The organism is Streptomyces sp. NPDC002784 (genome assembly GCF_053592135.1).
This window is the reverse complement of the sequence record NZ_JBSFVD010000137.1, coordinates 1-2107: the sequence shown is the minus strand read 5'-3', so window position 1 is coordinate 2107 and position 2107 is coordinate 1. Positions and strand designations below refer to the sequence as shown.

Here is a 2107-nt window from a genome sequence, read left to right as displayed (position 1 = left end):
GCCGCGCGACTGCGCGCTGGCGAACGAGTCGCCGGAGCATCACCTGCTGAAGCTGGAGCTGGCCACCGCCGCGCGGGCGGCGGGCTTCAGAGCTGAGCTTGTGAGGTCTCAGGAGATGTTTGACCGTTTGTCCTCAGGACATGGTTGACACGTTCGGCTGAACGTCCGTCCACTCCGGCCCCGCGCTGAAGCCGGGGGTGGTTTGCTCGGTGGTCGTGGATGTACAGCAGCTGGCCGAGTACCGCTACCGGGCTGTCCGCGAGGTGCTCGGCGGGTCTCCAAGTGGTGAGGTCGCAGCCCGGTACGGCACCTCGCGTCAGACTCTCCACAGCTGGCGACGACGGTTCGAGCAGGAGGGCATGCCCGGCCTGCTGGACCGCTCTCGGCGCCCGCGAAACAGCCCCACCCGCCTGTCGGCCGAGGTGGAAGCCGAGATTTGCGAGCTGCGTCGCCGGCATCCCCGGTGGGGTGCCCGCCGGATCGTTCACGAACTCGCGCGCCGCGGGCTGGAGGCGGCGCCGTCGCGGGCCACGGTCCACCGGGTGCTGTCCCGCAACGGCCTGGTCCGCACCCAGGAACAGCAGCACCCGCGCAAATACCGCCGGTGGCAGCGTGAGGCGCCCATGCACCTGTGGCAGATGGATCTGGTCGGCGGGGTTCCGCTGGCCGACGGCCGAGAGTGCAAGATGGTTACCGGCATCGACGACCACTCCCGGTTCGTCGTGATCGCCTCCGTCGTGGCCGTGCCCAGCGCCCGCGCGGTGTGCTCGGCCTTCACCGCCGCGATGCGCCGCTACGGAGTGCCCTTCGAGATCCTGACGGACAACGGCAAGCAGTTCACCGGCCGCCATACTCGCCCCCAGCCGGTGGAGGTGCTCTTCGAGCGTATCTGTCAGGAGAACGGCATCACCCAGCGGCTGACCAAGCCGCGCTCGCCCACCACTACGGGCAAGATCGAACGCTTTCATCGCACCCTGCGCGAGGAATTCCTCGATCACGTCGTGCCGTTCGAGTCGTTGGCCGCGGCCCAGGAAGCGATCGACGGGTGGGTGCACGCCTACAACCACCAGCGCCCGCATCAGGCCCTGAACATGGTCACGCCCATCAGCCTCTTCCGGCCCCACACTGCCGTCGGCCGCGATGACCAGCATCCTGAACAGGCAGTCTCCGAACCGGAGTTGTCCGTGGAGGTCGTCGAACCGCCCGTCCTGCCGCCGCAGGGCACCGCGATCGAGTTCGAGGTGCGGGTGCCTGCCAGCGGCGAGATCACCCTGGTGGCGGGCAGGCAGCGAGTCGGTATCCACCAGGCACTGGCCGGCAGGACGCTGACGGTCTGCGAACCACCGCAGCGTCCACTTCCTCCTTGACGGGCACCTCGTCACCACGGTCCCGTCCCGGCTGCGGCCGGAGGATCTCGCCTACCTGACCATGCGCTATGGCGCCCGCCCGGCCGGTCCCGAGCCCGCACCCGCCACCCTGCCCAGGGCCCGTAGCGGCACGGCCATCCTCGCCGCCGGCGAACCCGTCGAGGTCGACCGCAAGGTCCATCGCGACGGGATCGTCGCCCTGGACGGCGGCCGCTACCAGGTCGGATTTGCCCTCGCCGGCCGCACGATCACCCTCCGCCTCGACGGACACCTCATGCACGCCATCGCCGACAACGCCCTGATGGGAACGTGGCCCTGCCCCGTTCCAGCCGACCGCCTGGGGCAGATCGACGGGGCACGGACGGCGGCGTCCCTGCTGCCGCCTCCGCCTCTGCCTGCTGGTGCCATCCGGGCCCAGCGCAAGGTGCATGCGAGCGGCCGCTTCATGATCAACGGCCAGTTCATCAAGCTCGGCCCACGCCATGCAGGAAAGATCGTCACCGTCGTCATCGAGGACACCCACTACCGGATCCTGCACGGAGAGGACGAACTCGCTGTCCGCCCACGCAAGAACCTCGGACCGATCACCAGGCTCTACGTCAAAGGCATGGGCACCCAGAAGGACCGTCAAGGAGCTCCTGACGACAAACCGTCAAGGAAGTCCTGAGACCTCACACCGACAGCCGTGGGCCCCAACACACAGTGTTGGGGCCCCCCGCCAGCCAAAAGCGAGGAGACCC

The 2107-nt window shown here is 68.8% G+C and carries 2 protein-coding genes; both read left to right on the top strand.

Translation table 11 applies throughout. From position 1 onward, the window contains the following. The first annotated feature begins 230 nt into the window (after positions 1-230). Positions 231-1367, top strand: coding sequence for an IS481 family transposase (locus ACWD1Z_RS37210; RefSeq protein WP_451125310.1), 1137 nt, complete (start codon positions 231-233; stop codon positions 1365-1367). 61 nt (positions 1368-1428) lie between these two features. Continuing rightward, the gene (locus ACWD1Z_RS37205) at positions 1429-2034 is read left to right on the top strand and encodes a hypothetical protein (protein ID WP_451125308.1); all 606 of its coding nucleotides are present in this window, start codon (positions 1429-1431) and stop codon (positions 2032-2034) included. Positions 2035-2107 lie beyond the last annotated feature (73 nt).